Below are 16925 nucleotides of genomic sequence, written 5' to 3'. Positions count from 1 at the left end.
GGTGAGACAATTTAAAGATAACTTACTCCGTGGACTTTTGTGGTTATCAGCTTTCTTATCAGTTGCCGTCCTTGTCATGATTGTTGGATTTATTTTTTATAAAGGGATTGGTTTGATAAGCTTCGATTTTATCTTTGGTGATTATTCTCCAACTGGAGATGGTGGTATTTGGCCAATGATCGTAACAACTATATATACAGTCCTTATCTCGCTAGTCATTGCAACACCTATCGGAATATTGGCAGCTGTTTATCTGCAAGAATATGCTAAACAAGGCAGGTTAGTCAGACTAATACGCTTTGCAACAGAAAGTTTAACTGGGATTCCATCCATCATTTATGGTTTGTTTGGAGCGGTATTCTTTGTAACAACATTAAAATTAGGTATGTCAATTTTAGCTGCTTCATTAACTTTAACGATTATAGTGTTACCAGTAATTATACGAACAACTGAAGAGGCATTAAAAACAGTTCCACGTTCGTATCGTGAAGGTTCGTTAGCACTTGGAACGACAAAATTACAAACATTATATAAAGTGATCTTACCAAGTTCAATGCCGGGAATTTTGTCTGGTATTATCCTTTCAGTTGGACGAATTGTTGGAGAATCAGCTGCAATTTTCTTAACTGCTGGGACTGTAGCAGCTATGCCAGATAGCATTCTATCATCAGCTAGAACTTTAACTGTGCATTCTTATTTAGTTACACAAGAGTCAGGAGACATTGAACTTGCAGCAGCAGTTGGTATTGTCTTAATAGTAATTATTTTAGCAATCAATCTTTCAGCAACATATATTTCGAAAAAATTTAACAAGGCAACAAACAAATAAGAGTATGTTAAAGAGTCCATAGTAATAGAACATGCTGAGCTAACGACCAAATAAATTAAGTAGGGAAGGTATTTTAGCATATGGAGCAACGTAAAGATGCATCGATAATTAATGTAAGGGATTTAAATTTATTTTATGGCGAGAAACAAGCATTATTCGGAGTCGATCTTGCAATTCATGAAAAAGAGGTTACTGCTTTAATCGGTCCATCAGGCTGTGGTAAATCAACTTTTTTACGAACATTAAATCGTATGAATGATTTAATTGATGGTGTGAAAATTACAGGAGATATTGTCATTGATCATGAAAACATATATAAATCAAATGATGTGATCAAACTAAGAACAAAAGTAGGAATGGTATTTCAAAAGCCAAATCTATTCCCAATGAGTATTTATGACAATGTTGCCTATGGACCAAGAATGCAAGGTATTAAAAATAAGAGAGAATTAAATATAATTGTAGAAGAGAGTTTGCGGAGTGCAGCGATTTGGGATGAAGTAAAAGACCGTCTTAAAACATCTGCACTTGGTTTGTCAGGTGGTCAGCAACAACGTGTGTGTATTGCTCGTGCTATAGCTATGAAACCAGATATTATTTTAATGGACGAGCCTACTTCAGCATTAGACCCAATTTCTACACTAAAAATAGAAGAGCTAATCACCAATATGAAAGAAGATTATACGATTGTCATTGTTACACATAACATGCAGCAAGCTGCTCGAATTTCTGATAAAACAGCGTTTTTCTTAAATGGAGAAGTAGTTGAATACGATGATACAGATAACATTTTCTCTACACCACAGGATCAAAGAACTGAAGATTACGTAACAGGCCGATTTGGATAAAGTGAAACTTCAATCAGTGGGGGTATTCTTCCACCCACTGATTGTTAGTTGAACCATTCGGGCTTTTAGGGGCAGTTGATCTCCCGCTTACGCTTTTTTGTGTTTCAACCAAGCCTTGAAGTGGGAGTCTTACTGCCCGTTAATGCGGGATAATAGGAGGCTACAAATGGGTATTCGTGTAAACTTTGAGAATAATTTAGAGGAACTAAAAAGTAAAATTACCGAAATGGGTGAACTATCGATTGTTGCTCTAGAAAAATCTTTTAAGGCGTTAAAAACACAAGATGTGGAGATTGCTTTAAAAGTTATTGAGGGAGATACAGCGATTGATAATCTGGAAATAGAAATTAATCAATTCTCCATATGGATGATAGCAAAAGAGGCACCTGTTTCTAGAGATTTACGTGAGATTATTGGGGTACTTAAAATTTCATCTGAAATTGAACGGGTCGCGGATTTTGCTGTAAATATTGCAAAAGCAACTATTAAAATCGGTAATACAACATCTTTACTGGATATTACTAAATTAGAGAAGATGAAGGATGTATCGATTGAAATGCTTCGAAAAGCAATACAATCTTTTTTAGAGGAAAATATCCTACTTGCTAAAGAAGTTGGTGACTTAGAGGAGGATGTGGATCAATATAGTGGTGAAACATATAAAAAACTTACTACTTATCTAAGTGATCATCCAGAGGAAACAAATCAGCTAGTACAATTATTATTTGTTAATCGTTTTCTGGAGAGAACAGCAGACCATATAACAAATATTGCTGAAAGCACAGCATATTTGATAAAAGGCCAAATATATGATTTCAATTCATAAAAGTTTTAGAAAATGAAATAAAACTGGAGCAGAAAATGAAAAAATTTCTCCTCCAGTTTTTTTATGCTATTCTAGTAATGATTAGTTCCCGTGTGATACCTGTTTACACCTCGCAAAAGTCGATGTAGTGACTAGTTAGAATTAAATTCGCAGACATTAGGAGGTTTATAAATGGAGAATAATGATATATTAATCAGATTGAGATATGCCCTAGATATAAAAAATAAGGACATGGTAGAGATTTTTAAACTAGGTGGCGTGGAAGTTACAAAAGAAGAAGTTTTAAAAATTCTTACCAAATCGAAAGAAGATAGTGATGATGAAGAAGTAGTGGAAGATGAAAACCACATGAAGTGTAACAATAAAATGCTGGAGTCATTTTTGAATGGGTTAATCACGCATAAAAGGGGCAAACAGGATCCAAAACCTGGGCAGGCTACAAATCAGGAACCTGTAGAACAGCATAAGGACCATGTGAATAATATGCTCCTGAAGAAACTGAAAGTAGCTTTACAATTAACAACAGAGGATATGCTAGAAGTATTGGATGATGGTGGTATCATTGTTTCAAAAGGGGAACTTGGTGCTATTTTACGAAAGCCTGGTCATCGTAATTATAAAGAATGCGGAGACAATTTTGCTCGTAAATTCTTAAAAGGCTTAGCAGTAAAATATAGAAGTTAAATTATAAAAGAGCGAATCCAAATGATAGTTGGAGTTCGCTCTTTTATTTTGGAGAATAAGATCTATCTAGTAATACTATTGATTTTCGTTTCCGGCGGACGCTTTCCGCGGGCGAGGTCGAGCCTCCTCGGGCGGCGCTACGCTTCCTCCCTGCGGGGTCTCGACTTTCTCGCTTATCCCGCTGGAGTCGCCGCCTTCCACTCCAATCAATCAAGAGAGTAGTCTTTATTAATAGGATTTAGCACAGCCTATGGCCAAGGTGACAGAATTAGTTTCAGTAAATGCAGTGAAACAAGCTGTATTTAGGAAAGATAAACACTTAAAACTACCGAGAAAAGAGAGCATAATTTAGCGACAAGTCTATTCAAAGTCTTAAGAAATCGATTTAAAACAGTTTTTTCCTAAAGGGTGCTCCTGCTTTTCTTATGAGGATACAGTTTCTAGCTGTGCGGCTAATATACTCTGTAAAGCACTGAGTTCCTCCGCATTTAAAGGAACCATAGGTAAGCGAACGCCACCTACAGGAATTCCTTTTAAATTTAATGCTGTTTTTACAGGTGTTGGATTTGGTGCTGCAAATAGTGCTTTCATGACAGGTAATAGTCTGCGGTGATCCTTAGCAGCTTCTCTTACATTGCCACTATTAAACTTTGCTATCATAGCTTGCATTTCATTTCCAATAACATGTGATGCTACTGAAATAACTCCTGTTCCACCAATCGATAGTACCGGAATTGTTAACCCATCATCACCACTATATAGCGAAAAGTCTTCAGGTGTATTACTAATAATTTCAGACATTGTATCTAAATTCCCGCCAGCTTCTTTAATAGCAACGATATTCGGAATTTCGGAAAGTCGGATAACAGTTTCTACTGACATGTTGACGACACTACGACCTGGAATATTGTATAGCATAGTCGGCAATGATGTAACTGCAGCAATAGTTTTGAAGTGTTGGTATAAACCTTCTTGTGAAGGCTTGTTATAATACGGAACTACAAGCATAATACCATCGACACCTGCATCAGCTGCTTGTCTTGTTAAATCGATGGATGCTTTAGTGTTATATGAGCCGGTACCAGCAATTACTGGGACTCTACCATTCACAACTTCCACTGTAAATTTAAACAGCTGGACTTTTTCTTCTTCTGTTAACGTAGGAGATTCTCCAGTTGTACCAGATACGACTAACCCTTCTGTTCCATTGGCAATTAAATAATTTATTAAATTTCGTGTGGCTGGAAAATCTATCTCTTCATTACGATCAAAAGGAGTCACCATAGCCGTTAATATTTGTCCAAAATTCATAACTTCTCCACATCCTATAGTTTTATTATTAAAAATTCAGGGAGAAGGGCAGTTATCAATTATGCCTCGGCGATAATTGCGTCTAGATTTTGAAGTGTGCTCAGGCCTGCGTGATGCAAGTCAGGTAGCCTTTAAAAATTCCCTTCAAAATCTAAGAATTCCGCCAGAGGCTTAACTTGAAACTTGCTTACTCAAGTTAATTAGACGCAAAAAAGCAACAACGAGGGCTCGTTGTTGCAGTAGAAATAAAGTAATATTTCTGTGCGTAAGATAGCCCTCCATATAGTCTCCTATATGACAATTCAGTGTTTATTCAACAGCTGAACCAGCTTCAAGAAAAATGAGATTCTTTCAACTTCGGCAAATTCCCCTTTCCACAATTGTCATAGGATCTCATTATCCTCCGAATGTGTACTGATGGTCTTCGCGCCTCTATCCTTACTTCAAATGTGCTTGAAATAAGAGAATATTTAATTATTAAAATAATACATGCTTTTTAATACTTTTGCAAGAGTTTACCTGTAAAATAAATATTAACTTATTTTTATGGCATGATAAACTATATTTTTGATGAAAACTAATAAGTTTCACAAGCAAAACCCATACTATACTAGAGGTGAAAAGGATGTATAAATTATTGTCTCATAATGATTTAGATGGAGTCGGATGTGGTATTTTAGCAAAGCTAGCTTTTGGAGAGCAAGTGAAAGTGCGTTACAATTCGATTTCATCCCTTAATCGAGAGATTGAATATTTTTTAGAAAATGATGAGCCAGATACGTTTTTATTTGTAACTGATTTGAGTCCAAACGAGGATAATGAAAAAAGACTTAATGATTTTTACAATGCAAAAGGGAAGGTCCAACTAATTGATCATCATAAATCGGCTTTGCATTTTAATGATTATGAGTGGGGATATATTTTAGTAGAAGATCAAGAAGGTAAATTAACTTCTGCTACTTCATTGTTATATGAATATCTTGTAACAAATAAACTGTTGGAACCAACTGCTGCACTAACGGAATTTGTAGAGCTAGTAAGGCAGTATGATACGTGGGAGTGGGAGAAGAACGGGAACCAACAAGCTCATTCCCTTAACTCACTTTTCTATTTAGTATCTATTGAAGAATTTGAAGGAAAAATGATGGATCGACTTCGCATAAGTGACCATTTCGATTTTGATGAATTTGAAAAGAAAATATTGAACATGGAAGAAGACAAGATTGACCGGTATATTCGTCGGAAGAAAAGAGAGATTGTACAGGCAAATGTAGGAGAACTTTTAGCTGGTATCGTGTATGCTGAAACGTATCATTCAGAGCTGGGCAATGAACTAGGAAAAGAATATCCACATCTCGACTATATAGCAATAGTGATAATGGGAGGAAAAAGAATCTCCCTTCGTACGATTTATGACCATATTGATGTATCTGAAGTTGCTGGTCAGTTCGGCGGTGGAGGTCATCAAAAAGCATCTGGCTGTACTTTAACAGAGGAAGCTTATAAATTATTTGTGTTGGACACTTTCCATCTGTCTCCAATACCAGAAGATGCAAAAAGAAATCAATATAATTTGAAAAAATCATCTTTCGGTTCTTTTTATAAGAATAGAAATAATGATACTTTCATTTTGTATTCTAAAAATAATCAGGATTGGATCCTTGAAAAAAATAAAACAGAAATAGAACAAACCTTTACTAGTTTTGAAGAAGGCGAGCGGTTCTTGAAAAGAAACTATGAGGCAGCTTTGGTAAGAGATGATCTGTTTGTCGATTACTTAATGAGTGAAGTGAAAAATAGAGAAAATTCATAATAATTTTTTGGTCATGACGGAGCAATTTTGAATTCTGAGCAGAAAGTAATTGCCTTTTGGACCAATTACTTTCGGTCATTTTTCGAATACTTGCGTAATGACTTTACTTAATTTTAATCTAGGTTTACTTGCGGAACGGAATATTGAACCAAAAAGTTGCTTTCTCTAATGAAACCGGAAAATTGAATATAAATAGAATGATAAGGTATGATTAAAGTCGACAGAATCTTTTATAAAAACAATTGGAACCGGAGAATTTAAGGAGGCAAATCAAATGGAAATTGGAATAACAACGTTTGTAGAAACAACTCCAGATGTAAAAACTGGCAAAGTAATTAGCCATGCTGAGCGCATTCGTGAAGTTGTAGAAGAAATTGTATTGGCAGATCAGGTAGGCTTAGATGTTTTTGGTGTAGGTGAACATCACCGAAAGGATTATGCCGCTTCTGCACCAGCAGTTCTTCTAGCAGCAGCTGCTTCACAGACAAAGCAAATAAGACTCACAAGCGCTGTTACGGTACTTTCTTCTGATGATCCAGTGCGAGTATTTGAGGAATTTTCTACATTAGATGCTATTTCCAATGGTCGTGCAGAAATCATGGCTGGACGTGGTTCATTTATCGAATCCTTCCCACTTTTTGGTTATGACCTTCAGGACTATGATGAATTGTACGAAGAAAAGTTAGATTTGCTATTAAAAATACGTGAGTCTGAAATGGTTACTTGGAATGGTAAGCATCGAGCTGCTATTCAGAATCGTGGGGTTTATCCCTGTCCCGTACAAAAACCACTACCGGTTTGGATCGCTAGTGGTGGAACACCGCAATCTGTTGCGCGAGCTGGTTTCCTTGGATTGCCACTTGTGTTGGCCATTATTGGAGGTAGCCCATTGCAGTTTGAACCACTTGTGAAGCTATATAAGAAAGCTGCTAGTGAAGCAGGACATGACGTATCGAAGTTGACAGTTGCATCACACTCCCACGGTTTTGTTGCTGAAAGTACGGATATTGCAGTGGATAAATTTTTCCCTCCGACACAGCAAGCAATGAACGTTTTAGGAAGAGAACGTGGATGGGGTCCTTATACTCGTTCAACCTTTGATGCTGCTCGTAGGCTTGAAGGAGCTTTATACGTAGGAGATGTAAAGACAGTAGCTGATAAGATCATATTCCTTCGTAAAAACGTTGGTATCACACGCTTCATGCTTCATGTACCAGTTGGATCAATGCCCCATGAGGACGTGATGAAAGCAATTGAACTGCTAGGTTCAGAAGTGGCGCCGATAGTTCGTGCAGAAATAGATAGATGGGAAGCAGATAGTGAAAGTAATTAATGTAGTTTTTTCTAAAAAAATTTTAATATAGAATCACTTAGGGAACGTTTTTCGTTCTCTTTTTTTTATTTTTCTATAATGAAGTGGTAGTTCTTCTCATAGGAATAGAAAGAGTTATAAAATCAGAGGTTCATAATAAGTTAAAAAAGAGTTAGATGTTATAATAGCCATACCTATAATATTTGTTTCGGAATGTATAAAAAAGAAGTGAAGGTGAGTAATGATATGAACGAAAATCTAATAATCAATGCCGATGATTGCTACCAGCAAGCAGAGGAAAAGGCCAATCATTATTTCCAATCACTTTATACGCAGGTTCAGCAAAAGACGTACGCGAAAATCCTTACAGAAGATATACATCAGTGGAAAGGTAACCATATTCGGCATAGCTCCCTATTTACATTGTTTTCCCGGGGAAATAAACAACCGAATTCAAAAGAGTATCACCATTATATTAAGTGGCTAAATTATACAGGGAAATTAGATAATTATTTGAATCGAAGTATTTCTTATATTTTTATGCGAGATTTAGGCAAAGCATTGAACTCTCCAGACACAGAGAACCGGATCCGGAGTGTAGTGGAAAGTTTGAAGAATCATCTTACATCTACGACAAAGGATCGAAAGAATGATGGTGAGATGTTCAGTATGAGTGGTTTGTACCGCCTTGCACAGAAGGAGGGGTTGGAATCGACCTTCATATGGCTGATTAACAAGCTCAAGATAGTATCCGCAAATATTCCGACAGGGATGGATGCTGAGCATGCACAGCGAAAACTTATTAAAATCATTGCTGGAGTAATCATGCAAGAGATTGAAGAGATGAACGATGAGGTTTCTTCAGAAGAGCGGAAGCAGAGGCTTGATAAAGCGATTAGGCTCGGTTATTCCTATGGACTTACCTATCCTTTTATTGATGATCTTCTAGATGCAAAAATTTTATCAGACGAAGAAGAAAAACAATATGCTAATCTGATACGTACAACGCTTACTACTGGGGTAGTCCCAGAACTAGAAGACTGGATTGGAAATAATGCAGAGTTAATAGGTTATGTTCATTCGGAACTCCGGGAAGCCTTTGATTATATAAAGGCTAATCAGCGGCAAGAGACCAGAAATAACTTTTTTGAGCAATCTTATGTGTTTTTCAATTCACAAGAAGTAGACCGCGAAAAAGACCTCGCTAATGGAAAATATACAAACGAAGAGCTGTATATACCAGTCATTTTAAAATCAGCTTCTTCTCGATTGATTGTTCGTTCCGTAATTGGTGCTCCTGAGGATGAGGGATTTGACAACAGAACATTTTTTTATGGCATTTACAATCAACTTGCAGATGATTTCGCAGATATGTTTGATGACATGAAGGAGGGCGCAGTAACTCCCTATACGTACTACTTGAAGTATCACGATAAACGGTCAGATCTCATAAATCCATTTGAAATGTACTGGACAGTAATCTCTAATCTGATTCATCAAGTTTATAATTCAGATAAAATGACGCGTGAGGTAATTTTAGATAGAGCTATAAACGGGCTTAAACGATTTAAGGAGCGAGCTGGTACTGAAAAATACATAGAGGTAATGGACCTTTTTGCTTCCGGAAATCCTAAATTCAATAAACTAATTCAAGAGATGGTACGAAAAGCAGATGATGTAGATTTCTTTGACAAACTGCTGCGTGATCATATGATTACAAGCTTGAAAAATGACAAACAAGGGCAGGAAGACTTTATAGATAATGCAAAAACTATACGAACCCAGATTAACAAAGTCCTAAATATCCCGAAAACTAATGAGATGACTGATTCCATAATAGATGCTGCAAACTACAGTCTACAAGGAGATGGAAAGCGATTAAGACCAATAGTCACGTGGTTCATGGGTGTAAACGCATATGGCTTAAATAGTTCGGTACTGGAACCACTTTTAAAATCATTAGAGTATATGCATACAGCCTCTCTCATTTTTGACGATCTTCCGTCTCAAGATAATGCTTCACTTCGCAGAGGTCGTCCAACACTACATGAGGTTTATAATGTATCTATCGCAGAGTTAACTGGGCTTTTCCTGACTCAGAAGGCTATTTGGGAGCAAACCACTTTGGAGCAGTTCGATTCGAAAGCTGTGCTGAGACTTATCCAATATTCAGCTCAAGTGACAGCGGATATGTGTAGAGGTCAAGCGATGGACTTGAATTCCACAGGAGAACATTTGACTTTAGAACAATTAAATAAAATGTGCTTTTACAAAACCGGACTAGGATTTGAAGCATCTATTCTAATGCCAGCAATTCTTTCAAATACTAGTAAATTAGAAATAGAAGCATTGAAAAAATTTGCCCGCCATGCAGGTATTGCGTTTCAGATTAAGGATGACCTTCTCGATGTAGAGGGTGATACAGCCTTACTTGGGAAAACGATTGGTAAGGATATAGAAAATAACAGCTCAACTTTTGTATCTATATTAGGTGTGGATGATGCCAAAAAAGAAATGTGGGAAAATTACTGCATTGCGATGGAATCATTACAAGATGTACCGCGGGATACCAAATTCTTGAAGTATTTTTTAAATTACATTATAAACCGAGATCGTTAGGAATTCGAAACTGATTAAAAAAGTACCAAGTTTAAAACAACGTAGAATTGTTTTGAATGAGGTGCTTTTTTGGTTTTTAGAAAACTAAAGATAAATATATACTTTCTTTTATTAAACTAAAAATAGTTTGACAAATGAGAATGATAACCGTTATCATTGGTGACGTAATGAAAATCATTATCAATTAAATTTCTATGTATTGGTAGTGATGTAGTTAACATACATTTATGGAGGTATACATTTTGAAAAAGTATTATTTAGTTCTGCTTCTGGCAGTTCTTGTGTTAATGTCTGCATGCACATCCAATTCAGCGGAGGATGCGACGAAAAAAGAAGAAGTATCAAATACTGAAAGTAAAGAGTCTAGCGAAACAGAACAAGCAGAAGAAGCTGATACTGTATTTAGCTTGGAGAACGATGGTATAGATCATGCCAAGTTTGAAGAAGCGTTAAGTCAATTCCCTTCAGAGGTGCCAGAGCGAGTAATAACAACCTCGGTCCCATTAACAGAGATGTTACATTTACTTGGAGTTACTCCAGTTGGTGTACCAACTTCTACTAATCCTATTCCAACAGCTTTTGATGCGATTGAGAGAATTGGTTCACCAATGGCTCCAGATCTTGAAGTAGTAACTAATCTTAAGCCAGATTTGATTCTTGGAGCGGAAGCACTTAGAGGTACTTTGGATAAAAATCTTGAAGGAATCGATTTGAAAACTGCTTACTTACCAACGGATTCGTTTGATGATCTAAAACTAAGCTTTAAAGCATTAGGAACTTATTTCGATAAAACAGAAGATATGAACAGGGTACTAAGTACAATATTGAACAAAGAAAACGAATTGATTGAACAAGGAAAAGGAAAAGAATTACCTAGTGTCATGCTGATGATCGGAACTTCGGATTCATTCATGGTTATGAGTGAGGGATCATATTTGGGAAGTTTGGTTAAGAAGCTTGGTGCAGATAATATTGCAACCTCAGTTCTCAAAGTTTCAGATACATACTCTCCAATTAATATGGAGGACGTTGTAGCAGCAGATCCGGATATTGTTCTAGTACTTGCTTCTGGCGATCATGGAGCATCAGAGGATATGTTCAAGAAAGAAGTGGAGAGTAATAACACATGGACCAAACTCTCTGCGTATAAAAATGATAACATCCATATTCTAGATTACGATATCTTTGGTGTAACATCGATTAGTAACGCGGAGCAGGCATTGACTCAAATAGCAAACTATTTTTATGAATAAAAGAGGGTTATCAAGTGATTAGTAAATCTAGAAGCGGAACAATTGTAATCGTTACGTTCATGTTAGCAATTGTTGCCGGAATTATTGCTATTGGATTAGGCAGTGTGACTATCACGATTCCAGAAATATTAAAGGTGCTTTTTAGCTCATCGGATATAGGTGTACACGATACGATCATTTGGGATATTCGCTTGCCACGTGTGCTGTTGGCAATGATTATCGGTGCCAACATTGCAATTTCAGGCGCACTATTGCAAGCCGTTATGGGCAATCCGCTTGCAGATCCTGGTTTAACGGGTGTGACTAGTGGTGCGGCTGTTTGTGTGCTTGTCATTATGCTTGCTGCCCCAGAGTATACGCAGTTCATTCCAATTGCTGCATTTATAGGTGGACTCATTGCTGCAACTATCGTCTATTCTCTAGCGTGGAGAAGAAATGGTATTTCCCCGATCACAATTATTTTGTCCGGGGTTGCAGTTAACGCCCTATGTGGAGGAGGAATTGGATATTTATCTATAATATATAGCGATCGACTTCCTAGTGCTGTGCAATGGCTGAACGGCAGTTTGGCGGCAAAAGGTAACAATGCTTTGTTCATGGTATTCCCATATGCGATAGTTGGTTGGATTCTATCTATTTTTGCTATACGTAAGGCGAATATTATTCGACTTGGAGATCAGGTTGCATCAAATCTCGGTGAAAATGTTAACCGTATCCGCATTTTACTATCTCTATTGGCTGTTTTCTTAGCAGCTATTTCAGTTGCTGCTATAGGTATGATTGGATTTGTTGGACTTGTTGTACCCCATATGGCTAGATTATTAGTCGGCTCAAATTATAAATATTTATTACCAATGAGTATGGCACTTGGAGCACTTGTATTGTTACTTGCAGATACTGGGGGAAGAACATTATTTTCTCCAACGGAAATACCTGCTGGTATCCTAATGGCCGTTATAGGTGCACCATGCTTTTTATACTTGATGAGAAGGAAGGCATTCTAATATGTTTACTGTAGATTCCATTTCAATTCGGTATGAACAAAAAGATGTAATTAGTAGTTTCTCATTCACCATAGCTCAAGGTGAAGTAGTGTCTATCATTGGTCCGAATGGTTCGGGCAAGTCAACACTACTAAAGGCAGTTTCGGGGCATATTCCTTATCATGAAGGTTCGGTAAAGTTTGAAGGTGCTAATTTGAAATCTATGAGCGCTAAACAAGTCGCACGTAAAATGTGTATGTTAAGTCAAAAAAACCAAGCACCGAGCGATATGACGGTGATTGATCTTGTTTCTTATGGTCGGTATCCACATAAGAAATGGTTTGAGAAATTAAATAATGAGGATATGGAAATTATCCATTGGGCACTTGAAAGGACACAACTAATAGCTTATAAGGATCGAACAGTCTCTTCCTTATCGGGTGGTGAATCACAGCGTGCTTGGATTGCGATGGCACTTGCCCAGCGACCAAAAGTGTTATTTCTTGATGAGCCAACAACCTATCTTGATATTTCTCATCAGCATGAAGTGTTGGAGCTTGTTCGAGAACTTAACCGTGACATGGGAATGACGGTTGTGATGGTGTTGCATGATCTCAATCAAGCTTCTAGTTATAGCGATAATATTATTGTAGTAAAAGCGGGTGAGAAAGTGAAATACGGCACTCCAAATGACGTCATGACTACTGAAATGATTCGACAAGTATATCGAATGGAGGCAGAAATCCAATATATTTCCCCAGATAAGAAACCTCGAATTCACCTGTTAAGTACGGTTAGATGATAGTCAAATAAAATAGTAGGTGGGAAAAACTATGGTTAAAACGGTTGATTTAGAGAAAAACAAAGAAAAGTATTTACAATTTGTTGCGAATAGAAAAAATCTGATTTTAAATTTACTAAATGATGAAGGGAAACCATTTAGCAGTTGTGCACCGTTCGTGAAGAAAGATGGCAAGTTATACATATATATTAGTAAAATTGCAGAGCACTATGGATTTATGGAAAGAAACGAATATGTCGATGCATTTCTTATTGCAGATGAGTCCTCAACAGCTAATCCATTTGCAACGGAGCGAGTTCGTTGGAGCTGTACAACGAAAAACATCGGCAATGAAGGGAATGAGGACATCTTCGAGTTATTTAATAACGCATATGGAGCAAAACTGCTAGATGTATTGCGTGGATTAGATTTTTCCCTTTTCGAAATGACTCCAGTAAAAGGACGCTATGTAGTAGGCTTTGGAATGGCATTCGATCTAGACATAGATGCAAATGTATTTAATCATGTTGTTGTTGATAAGAAGACGGAAGCAAAAGCGTAAAATCGAAGCGAAGGAGATAGGCGCATATGACATACTCTACAGTGTTTCCAATTTGGAATGCAATTCGAGAGAGGTTTCATAAAACTGCTAATACATTACTGGCGCAAGATTTAGGTTTACAGTTAGGAAATACGAAAATTGGTAATTTGCTTCATCATACTGCCGAAGTCGAGTATATGTTTGCAGAATGGTTTTTTGGGAAAAAAATGCCCGAAGAGGGGATTGCAATGCCTGCTTTTACAGATGTGAATAAGTTTGTTGAGCAATTGAAAGCTTCAAATGAACATATCATTCAAGCTATGAAAGAGTTGCCAGAGGAAGATTGGCATAAAATTATGGAGTCACCGATTGGAACATCAACACCTTTAGAAGCTGTTGGAAGATTAATGTATCATACGGGAATACATGCAGGACAGATTTCACTTATTAAGAAGAATGGGTATAGTCATGAAGAATAACTAATAGTGCCAAAACTTGGCGACGGACAGATAAACGCCGTAAGATTATCGAGAATATAGAGGCTGGTCGTGACGTTAGTCACAACCAGCCTCTATTAAAATGAATCAGTAAATATAGCACCAAGTCTGTCCAAAGCACTTCAAAAACAATACAAAGTAGGTTTTTGTATTTAGAGGGTGCTTGCGCTTCTCGTAATTATGGCCGTATTGAAACCGGAGTTCCTATCGGAATAATACGTGCTAATTCCTCAACATCTTTATTGTACATGCGGATACAACCATGTGAGACTGCTTTACCAATGGAACTAGGATCGTTGGTCCCATGAATCCCGTAATGTTCTTTTGATAAACTCATCCACATTGTACCGAATGGTCCACCAGGATTAGGTGCTTTATTTATAATGATAAAATCCCCTACTGGTGTATTGTATAACATTCTTCCCACAGCTATAGGGTACTCTTTTTGTAAAAGCCCATCTTTTCGTAATCGTAGCCGACGATTGTTAATGGAAACTTCAATTTGATATGGAAGTGAATTGGGGTCTGGAAAGCCTGGTATTACAATGGATTGACCAATAAAAAGTACATTCGGATTTATAGATTGGTTAGCGTTAATGATTTCGGATAGGGGGATACGGTAGTCTCTGGCTATCTGACTCAGTGTTTCCCCTTGTTGAACAGTATGAATCAGTGTAAACACCTCCGTTATTAATTGTTAAAATAGTATATTATATGCTAATTTTAAAAAATGCTTCATCATGTCGTGTTTTTTCGATATACTACCTGCTCGCGGAAAGTCTTTTAATTTTAGTATAAGGACATAGTTTTACGAATAGAATCTCTTATAACAGAATTCTAAAGGTGGAATGAGATTGAAAATACTATTTATATTTCTATTATTTGTTGTTTATTTTGCATTATCACTTTCACTAGAAAGTACAAAAGCAATTGGCATATATTTAATCATTTCATTGGGCTTATTCTTTTGGGGAGTCATCGAGTGGAGACGTATCATTAATAGGAGAAACACTGAGAATAGAACGAGATGTGAGGAGTTAATCGCGGCGATTCCGCATACTCAATCTCTGATTTCGGAGAATTTGTTAAATGCTATGCTAATTGATGATGTAAACAACATTCTTTATATACTTCAAAGAGATTCTTTGGAAGAAGATTTTAATATTGAAAATATTCCGTTTTTTCAGGTGCTAGAGGTCGCAATAGTAGAGGAAGAACGTGTTTTAAACTTATATCCTAAGGAAGGTCTACTGGGAAGTACACTAGTGAATAACGAAGAAATAATGGATGAAGATTCAGATGGGGATGAAGAAGATGAAGAAGGGGAAGAAGAGGAAGAATCTATAGAAGCATTGTGTTTGAAAATAGTAGTAGATGATTTAACCAAACCAATTTTAGAATATCCATTTGTAGAATTTGGTAAATTACTTGCGATAGACTCTGAGGAATATATAGAAGCAAATTCACTTTGTAACGAATGGTATCAAAAAATATGTATTATTATTAAACGCTATGAACATGACAAAGTAGTTGTGAGACTTTGGCAATAAAGAAAATAGGAGTGGAATAACTTTATTAATTGAATAGAAGTACTAAATTAAACCATTCTAAAGGGTAGTAATTTTCAATGTAACGATATGGACAGGAAAACGTCTATATTAATAGATGACCTTTTAGGAGGCGAAAAAATGAAAAAAATACTAAGTGTAATTCTTTTGATGAGTATTTCTTTAGTTGGATGTGGAAATATAGAAAATGACGTGAAGGTTCATTCGGAAGAGCATTCTCAAGAAGAGACTAATAACCAAGCGGAGAAGGTTGTACGAGAATTAGTAGAAACGTTTGGGAGTCGACTACAAAACGTTTCATTACTAGGTCAAGGAGAGGACTTAGAAAAGAGCATGAAACAAAGTTATGGAGAATTGGTTACTCCAGAGCTTATCGAAAAATGGTTGGATGATCCGCTAAACGCTCCAGGAAGACTAACTTCCAGTCCATGGCCAGATCGGATTGAAATTACTAAGATCCAAGAAAAGTCTAAAATTGTATATGCGGTGACTGGTGAAATAATCGAAATAACAAGTGGTGATGAGGTAACTAACAAAATACCGATAGAACTTCTAGTAGAGAAAATAAGTGAAGAGTGGCTGATTAGTGATGTAGTAATGACCGGTGCTGATCAGAACAATTCAGTTGTATATCACAATTCCGAATACGATTTTTCATTCACTTTACCGAATACTTGGAAAAACTATTCGATTGTAACAGACAAGTGGGAAGGCTTATCCTTACCTACAACTGGTAAAGAAGAAGTAGTTGAAACAGGACCGATGATATCTATTCGTCATAAGGAGTGGTCTGCCAATGATCCACGCCAAGATATTCCCATCATGATTTTGACAATAGAACAATGGGATTTGCTGCAAAAAGAGAAATTTCATATAGGAGCAGCACCGATTCCACCAACAGAATTAGCCAGAAATGACAAATACGTCTTTGCATTACCAGCACGGTATAACTTTGCATTTCCAACGGGATATGAAGAAGTCGAGCAGATTTTAGAAGGAAATCCAATAGAGGCAACTGAACAATAAACATAATAAAAGGTGTCAAACCAAGGAATGGAAG

At 36.8% G+C, this 16925-nt stretch carries 16 protein-coding genes and 1 riboswitch; of the genes, 14 read left to right on the top strand and 2 right to left on the bottom strand.

Annotation, left to right across the window (positions count from 1 at the left end):
- The first annotated feature begins 1 nt into the window (after nucleotide 1).
- From pstA to KD050_RS06685, 4 genes are all read left to right on the top strand, one after another.
- Entirely contained in the window at nucleotides 2-829 is an 828-nt protein-coding gene (gene pstA, locus KD050_RS06700) for a phosphate ABC transporter permease PstA (RefSeq protein WP_211895428.1), read from the top strand.
- Between the two features lie 80 nt (nucleotides 830-909).
- Nucleotides 910-1677 (top strand): phosphate ABC transporter ATP-binding protein PstB, encoded by a 768-nt coding sequence (gene pstB / locus KD050_RS06695; RefSeq protein WP_211895427.1) that lies wholly within the window; start codon nucleotides 910-912, stop codon nucleotides 1675-1677.
- Nucleotides 1678-1843: 166 nt separating this feature from the next.
- Nucleotides 1844-2503: a phosphate signaling complex protein PhoU gene (gene phoU, locus KD050_RS06690; RefSeq protein WP_211895426.1), complete on the top strand. Its 660-nt coding sequence runs from the start codon at nucleotides 1844-1846 to the stop codon at nucleotides 2501-2503.
- A gap of 171 nt (nucleotides 2504-2674) precedes the next feature.
- Nucleotides 2675-3187: a YehS family protein gene (locus KD050_RS06685; RefSeq protein WP_211895425.1), complete on the top strand. Its 513-nt coding sequence runs from the start codon at nucleotides 2675-2677 to the stop codon at nucleotides 3185-3187.
- A 423-nt stretch (nucleotides 3188-3610) separates the two neighbouring features.
- Here the strand turns inward: KD050_RS06685 and dapA are convergent, their stop codons facing one another.
- A complete protein-coding gene (dapA, locus tag KD050_RS06680) occupies nucleotides 3611-4498 on the bottom strand; it encodes a 4-hydroxy-tetrahydrodipicolinate synthase (RefSeq protein ID WP_211895424.1) in 888 nt (295 codons plus the stop codon).
- Between the two features lie 263 nt (nucleotides 4499-4761).
- Nucleotides 4762-4941, bottom strand: a riboswitch (Lysine riboswitch).
- 182 nt (nucleotides 4942-5123) lie between these two features.
- Between dapA and KD050_RS06675 the strand changes: the two genes are divergently transcribed.
- The 8 genes from KD050_RS06675 to KD050_RS06640 all read left to right on the top strand — a co-directional run bounded on the left by KD050_RS06675 (nucleotide 5124) and on the right by KD050_RS06640 (nucleotide 14279).
- Nucleotides 5124-6311, top strand: coding sequence for a DHH family phosphoesterase (locus tag KD050_RS06675; protein ID WP_211895423.1), 1188 nt, complete (start codon nucleotides 5124-5126; stop codon nucleotides 6309-6311).
- 274 nt (nucleotides 6312-6585) lie between these two features.
- The gene (locus tag KD050_RS06670) at nucleotides 6586-7644 is read left to right on the top strand and encodes an LLM class flavin-dependent oxidoreductase (protein WP_211895422.1); all 1059 of its coding nucleotides are present in this window, start codon (nucleotides 6586-6588) and stop codon (nucleotides 7642-7644) included.
- A gap of 225 nt (nucleotides 7645-7869) precedes the next feature.
- Nucleotides 7870-10242, top strand: coding sequence for a polyprenyl synthetase family protein (locus tag KD050_RS06665; protein ID WP_211895419.1), 2373 nt, complete (start codon nucleotides 7870-7872; stop codon nucleotides 10240-10242).
- A 242-nt stretch (nucleotides 10243-10484) separates the two neighbouring features.
- Entirely contained in the window at nucleotides 10485-11495 is a 1011-nt protein-coding gene (locus KD050_RS06660) for an ABC transporter substrate-binding protein (RefSeq protein ID WP_211895418.1), read from the top strand.
- Nucleotides 11496-11509: 14 nt separating this feature from the next.
- Complete coding sequence (locus KD050_RS06655) at nucleotides 11510-12499, top strand: FecCD family ABC transporter permease (protein WP_235753929.1); 990 nt, start codon at nucleotides 11510-11512, stop codon at nucleotides 12497-12499.
- A 1-nt stretch (nucleotide 12500) separates the two neighbouring features.
- Nucleotides 12501-13280 carry an ABC transporter ATP-binding protein gene (locus KD050_RS06650; RefSeq protein ID WP_211895417.1) on the top strand — a complete coding sequence of 260 codons (780 nt, stop codon included), beginning with the start codon at nucleotides 12501-12503 and terminating at the stop codon, nucleotides 13278-13280.
- Nucleotides 13281-13311: 31 nt separating this feature from the next.
- A complete protein-coding gene (locus KD050_RS06645; protein WP_211895415.1) occupies nucleotides 13312-13821 on the top strand; it encodes a heme iron utilization protein in 510 nt (169 codons plus the stop codon).
- Between the two features lie 26 nt (nucleotides 13822-13847).
- Nucleotides 13848-14279, top strand: a complete 432-nt coding sequence (locus tag KD050_RS06640) for a DinB family protein (RefSeq protein ID WP_211895414.1) — start codon at nucleotides 13848-13850, stop codon at nucleotides 14277-14279.
- Between the two features lie 196 nt (nucleotides 14280-14475).
- Here the strand turns inward: KD050_RS06640 and KD050_RS06635 are convergent, their stop codons facing one another.
- Nucleotides 14476-14970 carry a L,D-transpeptidase family protein gene (locus KD050_RS06635; protein WP_211896220.1) on the bottom strand — a complete coding sequence of 165 codons (495 nt, stop codon included), beginning with the start codon at nucleotides 14968-14970 and terminating at the stop codon, nucleotides 14476-14478.
- 181 nt (nucleotides 14971-15151) lie between these two features.
- On the opposite strand from KD050_RS06635, the gene KD050_RS06630 reads away from it, so the two are divergent.
- Both KD050_RS06630 and KD050_RS06625 read left to right on the top strand, forming a co-directional pair.
- Nucleotides 15152-15847 carry a hypothetical protein gene (locus tag KD050_RS06630; RefSeq protein ID WP_211895413.1) on the top strand — a complete coding sequence of 232 codons (696 nt, stop codon included), beginning with the start codon at nucleotides 15152-15154 and terminating at the stop codon, nucleotides 15845-15847.
- A gap of 138 nt (nucleotides 15848-15985) precedes the next feature.
- Nucleotides 15986-16891 carry a hypothetical protein gene (locus KD050_RS06625; RefSeq protein ID WP_211895412.1) on the top strand — a complete coding sequence of 302 codons (906 nt, stop codon included), beginning with the start codon at nucleotides 15986-15988 and terminating at the stop codon, nucleotides 16889-16891.
- Nucleotides 16892-16925: the final 34 nt, after the last annotated feature.

This window comes from Psychrobacillus sp. INOP01 (assembly GCF_018140925.1).
Taxonomy (GTDB): Bacteria; Bacillota; Bacilli; order Bacillales_A; family Planococcaceae; genus Psychrobacillus.
Note: the sequence above shows the minus strand (reverse complement) of the source record. Positions and strands in the feature narration are given on the sequence as shown.